We start from the raw sequence: 4,245 nt of genomic DNA on the forward strand, positions 1-4,245 counted from the left end.
AGGAATTCAGGCATTTTCTATCTCACGGAGTATTTGACGGTAAAGGTCATCTTTTAAGTAAAAGCCTTCAGCTTTTAAGGATTCAATTTTGGATATTAATTGATCTTGAGAGATTAACCCTTTTTCTCTGGCAAGTTTAAGGATTCCTATCGTACCGGAAACCATTGTTGATGTACCTTTGAATAAGCTCAGAGCAACTCTCCTGGCGAGCCCGTCATCTGTTAAAAGGAAATTTGCCTTAAGTTCTTGAGACAGTGTAATCGCTGCTGACTCTCCTTTCCCCAGCCCATAAACCTCTTCCACTCATTTCCCTCCTATTCCAAATTTCTTCATCTCTTCAACCGCTTTTATATCCTGCTCCCAGTCTTCTTTCGTGTAATGGGCAAAAGGTATCCCTCTCTTTTGTAAGAGTTCCAGGAAATCTGCCAGGCTCTCCCCTAAAAGTTCTGCCCCGTATCCTGACGATATCTTCCCTTCTTTAAAGAGCCTTAAAACTACCTCCTCTTTTGTGAGATTCACTATCTCTTTCTCTAATGCTCTATCCACTGTTTCAGGTATTGGCCATTTTAAAACAAGTTCTCTGCTCATTTTGGTTCCTCCTTTCTTGTTTAAGGTTATATCATCCTTGCAATAATACCGCATTTTTATATATACGCCTGCTTTTTAAAGAATGTATGGCATTCTTGAGTTTATGGGATTAAAGGGGAACCGTCAAGGGATAGACGGGACACCCGCGTTATTTGTTATTCATTTTAAAGAAGCCACGAATAACGAGGATGCCCGATGAGTTTTATCACGTAATCATAATGTCAGGCTATTTTCAAATCAATGCCATATTTCCTGATTTCATAAATCAAAGGAATCCATGTATCATTCTCAAATGCTTTTAGAGAAATGGGAACGGGTTCAAGCCTTGTATCTATTCCTCCTGCAATTCTGAAAAGAGACATCCCTTCTTCTACCCTGTCTTTACCAAAATCCTTTGATACCACTGCAATGTCTATATCGCTGTCTGTTCGTGCCTTACCCTTTGCATACGAGCCATAAAGGATTACCCTGTCGACAGATATCCCCTCATGTTTTAGTGCTCTGATAAATTTCTTAATTGTTCTTATAATTTGGCTTTTACCCATTTGAATATATCCTTAATTTCTTTAAACCTTTGAGATGTATATTCCTTTGTGCACTTTTTATAAAATGCCATAGTTGCATCCGGATATCTCGCCTCAATGTGGAATTCCATAATCTCACGTAGTTTAATCAGTTTTTCTTCAGGAATATCTGCTCCTGATTTTTCCGCAAGGAAAGGGAGGGAATGACTATAGGGAGCATGTTTTATTTGTATTTTTAACAATTAATGCCTTCAGTAGTTTCTCTAAGGCTAAGTGTCCCATGAAGAGGGAATATGGATATTTTTTGCTTTTAAACATTGCCGTAGCAACACTTAAATCGTATTTGGCACTACTGTGCCAGTAAGATATTGTTTTAGTTGTATCAAATTCTTCCATACCGTCATGGTAAATCTATCATATAATTCATCCCCTTGCAAAAACCCTGTTTAAATATCTGAGTGTATGCCTGATTATATCCATTTGTTAGGAAAGGATAAAGGGGACGGTTCTATTTATTTTATTAAAATTCAGAAATTAATAAGGCTAAAAGATGGAAAATAGAGCAGAAGAAATAAATAAAACCGTCCCCTTTATCCCCATTGAAAAAGAGCGTGCCTGTCAAGTCTTGTTATTCCTGTGTCTTTTTGACAATAGCTCCCATGTGAATTGTAGCAGGTACTATAATTATGATATATTATGGCCATAGAGTATACGAGGAGGTAAAAGGTATAAAAACGATAAATGTCCTTCTTCCAGATAAACTGGTTGCAGAGGTTGAAAATTATGTAAAGAGTGGATGGTTTACGGATGAAGCAGAACTCATGCGTATGGCTTTACAGGAGTTTATACGCCACAACCGGTTAAAGCTGATGGAACAGTTCATGAAAGAAGATATAGAATGGGCATTGAAGGCAAAAACTGGGAAATAGATGAACCCTATCGTATGTGATACCGGCCCCATCCTGCATCTCCAGGAAGCAGGACTCTTAGGGTTACTTATCAGGCTTATGAAACATTAGATACAATATTTGAAAAACCATTCAAATAACTCAAAAATTACAAAGATGCAGAGCTATCTGCCATGAAATACGAGAGGGATAAACAGTGGAATATCTACAACGGTAGTTTCGTATCAATAAATGAAGCATCCAGAAATGTTGCTTTCAAGATTTGAGACTGCTTCATTTTCAATTGAGACTGTGCCATTTGCCATAGATTCTGGAAAGTCGTACAGAGTGAATTTCCGACAGAGTTCTGTTGCTGATTCTGCTTTGAAAGTTAAAACGGTTATGATAGTATTTTCTGAAACAGGATAAAGGAGGGAACCATGACAGATGTAATGAATTACCTGGAGACCATATCTCGTGAGACCCGCAAACCTGAAGCAGAGGTAATGACTATGGCCTTTCAGGTTGGCCTGCGGCAACTGTGGCGGGAGAGGGTTCTTGGCCGGTATTTGCAAGGAGATATAAACCGTGAAGAGGCAATAGACTCCGTAGGGATAGATCTTGTGGAAATTGCGGAACGTCAGCACAAGGCGATGATGGAGGACCTGGCTTGGGCAATGGGAAATTGAAGCCTGCTGTTGCCGATGCTGGACCAATCATCCATTTGAAGGAGATAGGCTGTCTTACGTATCTTCAAATATTCCCAACCTTACACATCCCTGATGCAGTGTGGACTGAGACCGTGGAACACGGACATTTAACAAAGGTAGAATTGAATGAACTCGAAAATATTAAGCGTCACTCAGTTAACCATCTGGATGTGGGAAGGTTTATAAGGGATAACGGCTGTGATGACCTGGATTACGGAGAACGGGAATGCCTTTATCTTTGTAAAAGCATTGATGTGCCTTTGGTTTTGACTGATGACTTGGCTGTTCGTGACGCGGCGAAGCGGCTTGACATTGTACCGATTGGATCTTTAGGTGTAGTAATTAAGTCACATCACGCAGGGATAATATCTCTGGCAGAAGCAGAAGGCAGATTGAACGACCTTTATGATATAAGCAGTATATTTGTAACAAGGGCCATAGTGGAAATAGCCATAGAGCAGCTTCGTCAGCATGACAAACGTGATTAATGAAATCCCAGGTAAACATGTATGGTGCCGCAGTTCCACGACACTAATACGTATCGCGCTGTATACACCGTTAAACTGGCTGATACGGTCTATATCCTGCACGTCTTCCAGAAAAAGTCTAAAAGTGGCATAGCAACACCAAAGAAAGAGTTGGAGCTTATAAACGCACGCCTGCAACGGGCAAAAGAGCACCACGCGAGTAAAGAGGAGAAACAAGGATGAAAGACATAACAATTAGCAGCGGCAATGTGTTTGAAGACATGGAGTTGTCCGAACCTGAAGACCGGCTGGCAAAGGCTGAATTGGCGCGCAAGATTGCTGAAATTATCACCAGGCGGCATCTGAATCAGACTGATGCTGCTCAGCTTCTGGATGTGGACCAACCCAAAATATCCGCAATTATGAACGGAAGGCTTGCCGGATTTTCCCTGGAGAGGTTGATCCAATTCTTGAATATCCTCGGAAGGGATGTCCAAATTATCGTCAAGCAGAAAACTCACAGCAGGAAGAAAGCAGGCTTACGGGTTATCTGTCCATAATTCTGATAGACGTAATTCTGGCAACACATCTCAATTTTCCATAGTGTAATTTGGAATTTACAAGCTTAACGACCTTTGGATCATCTTGACTTGACAGTTTATATTTTTACCCATATTCTCAAGGTAGCTCTTTGGTAATTTAATATAACAAATTTATGGGGTATTCAAGAATAAAAAGAAAGGGGGTAAAAAAGATGGCAAAGGTTATTACAGCAACGGTCATAGATGAAACGCATTTGGAGTTGAGTCAGCCGATTCCGGACCAGCGAGGATCCCATATTAAAATCTTGATCGCCAATGATCAAGAGGAGGATCGCATTTGGCAAGAAGCCTCTAAAAAGCATCTCTTAAATGCCTACGATGAGGAGGATGCGATCTATGATCGTCTATAAGTTTGGAGATGTTGTCTTGATAGATTTTATTCAGGCCACCGGTGACAAAAAAAGACGTCCTGCACTTATCATTTTAGATACAGGCGATGCAGATATTGTTCTGGCTCCCATAACTAC

General features: G+C 40.4%; 12 protein-coding genes. 7 read left to right on the plus strand and 5 right to left on the minus strand.

Annotated features, from left to right (window positions below):
• Positions 1 to 6: 6 nt before the first annotated feature.
• The 5 genes from IT392_12515 to IT392_12535 all read right to left on the minus strand — a co-directional run bounded on the left by IT392_12515 (position 7) and on the right by IT392_12535 (position 1,508).
• Positions 7 to 303: a DUF3368 domain-containing protein gene (locus IT392_12515; protein MCC6545299.1), complete on the minus strand. Its 297-nt coding sequence runs from the start codon at positions 301 to 303 to the stop codon at positions 7 to 9.
• Positions 304 to 588, minus strand: a complete 285-nt coding sequence (locus tag IT392_12520; protein MCC6545300.1) for a UPF0175 family protein — start codon at positions 586 to 588, stop codon at positions 304 to 306.
• A 221-nt stretch (positions 589 to 809) separates the two neighbouring features.
• Entirely contained in the window at positions 810 to 1,133 is a 324-nt protein-coding gene (locus tag IT392_12525; GenBank protein ID MCC6545301.1) for a nucleotidyltransferase domain-containing protein, read from the minus strand.
• Positions 1,112 to 1,354 (minus strand): HEPN domain-containing protein, encoded by a 243-nt coding sequence (locus tag IT392_12530; protein MCC6545302.1) that lies wholly within the window; start codon positions 1,352 to 1,354, stop codon positions 1,112 to 1,114. The genes IT392_12525 and IT392_12530 overlap by 22 nt, the downstream gene beginning before the upstream one ends.
• Positions 1,320 to 1,508, minus strand: a complete 189-nt coding sequence (locus IT392_12535; GenBank protein MCC6545303.1) for a HEPN domain-containing protein — start codon at positions 1,506 to 1,508, stop codon at positions 1,320 to 1,322. Before IT392_12535 ends, IT392_12530 begins: the two co-directional genes overlap by 35 nt.
• A 290-nt stretch (positions 1,509 to 1,798) precedes the next feature.
• Here IT392_12535 and IT392_12540 point away from each other — a divergent pair, with 290 nt between their 5' ends.
• The 7 genes from IT392_12540 to IT392_12570 all read left to right on the plus strand — a co-directional run.
• Positions 1,799 to 2,041: a CopG family transcriptional regulator gene (locus tag IT392_12540; protein MCC6545304.1), complete on the plus strand. Its 243-nt coding sequence runs from the start codon at positions 1,799 to 1,801 to the stop codon at positions 2,039 to 2,041.
• Between the two features lie 398 nt (positions 2,042 to 2,439).
• Positions 2,440 to 2,688 carry a hypothetical protein gene (locus IT392_12545; protein MCC6545305.1) on the plus strand — a complete coding sequence of 83 codons (249 nt, stop codon included), beginning with the start codon at positions 2,440 to 2,442 and terminating at the stop codon, positions 2,686 to 2,688.
• Positions 2,670 to 3,197: a hypothetical protein gene (locus IT392_12550; protein MCC6545306.1), complete on the plus strand. Its 528-nt coding sequence runs from the start codon at positions 2,670 to 2,672 to the stop codon at positions 3,195 to 3,197. Before IT392_12545 ends, IT392_12550 begins: the two co-directional genes overlap by 19 nt.
• Positions 3,198 to 3,218: 21 nt before the next feature.
• The gene (locus IT392_12555) at positions 3,219 to 3,419 is read left to right on the plus strand and encodes a type II toxin-antitoxin system RelE/ParE family toxin (GenBank protein ID MCC6545307.1); all 201 of its coding nucleotides are present in this window, start codon (positions 3,219 to 3,221) and stop codon (positions 3,417 to 3,419) included.
• Positions 3,416 to 3,736, plus strand: a complete 321-nt coding sequence (locus IT392_12560) for an XRE family transcriptional regulator (protein ID MCC6545308.1) — start codon at positions 3,416 to 3,418, stop codon at positions 3,734 to 3,736. The genes IT392_12555 and IT392_12560 overlap by 4 nt, the downstream gene beginning before the upstream one ends.
• A gap of 194 nt (positions 3,737 to 3,930) precedes the next feature.
• Positions 3,931 to 4,128 (plus strand): hypothetical protein, encoded by a 198-nt coding sequence (locus IT392_12565; GenBank protein ID MCC6545309.1) that lies wholly within the window; start codon positions 3,931 to 3,933, stop codon positions 4,126 to 4,128.
• A partial coding sequence (locus IT392_12570; GenBank protein ID MCC6545310.1) for a type II toxin-antitoxin system PemK/MazF family toxin occupies positions 4,115 to 4,245 on the plus strand: 131 nt, incomplete at its 3' end. The genes IT392_12565 and IT392_12570, both read left to right, overlap by 14 nt.

It is taken from the genome of Nitrospirota bacterium, assembly GCA_020846775.1.
Taxonomy (GTDB): Bacteria; Nitrospirota; 9FT-COMBO-42-15; order HDB-SIOI813; family HDB-SIOI813; genus RBG-16-43-11.

Excerpts from the sequence above, each read along its gene's own strand:
- IT392_12520 (MCC6545300.1), bottom strand. The coding sequence starts at position 588 with ATGAGCAGAGAACTTGTTTTAAAATGGCCAATACCTGAAACAGTGGAT.
- IT392_12525 (MCC6545301.1), bottom strand. The coding sequence starts at position 1,133 with ATGGGTAAAAGCCAAATTATAAGAACAATTAAGAAATTTATCAGAGCA.
- IT392_12535 (MCC6545303.1), bottom strand. The coding sequence starts at position 1,508 with ATGGAAGAATTTGATACAACTAAAACAATATCTTACTGGCACAGTAGT.
- IT392_12540 (MCC6545304.1), top strand. The coding sequence starts at position 1,799 with ATGATATATTATGGCCATAGAGTATACGAGGAGGTAAAAGGTATAAAA.
- IT392_12545 (MCC6545305.1), top strand. The coding sequence starts at position 2,440 with ATGACAGATGTAATGAATTACCTGGAGACCATATCTCGTGAGACCCGC.
- IT392_12555 (MCC6545307.1), top strand. The coding sequence starts at position 3,219 with ATGGTGCCGCAGTTCCACGACACTAATACGTATCGCGCTGTATACACC.
- IT392_12560 (MCC6545308.1), top strand. The coding sequence starts at position 3,416 with ATGAAAGACATAACAATTAGCAGCGGCAATGTGTTTGAAGACATGGAG.
- IT392_12565 (MCC6545309.1), top strand. The coding sequence starts at position 3,931 with ATGGCAAAGGTTATTACAGCAACGGTCATAGATGAAACGCATTTGGAG.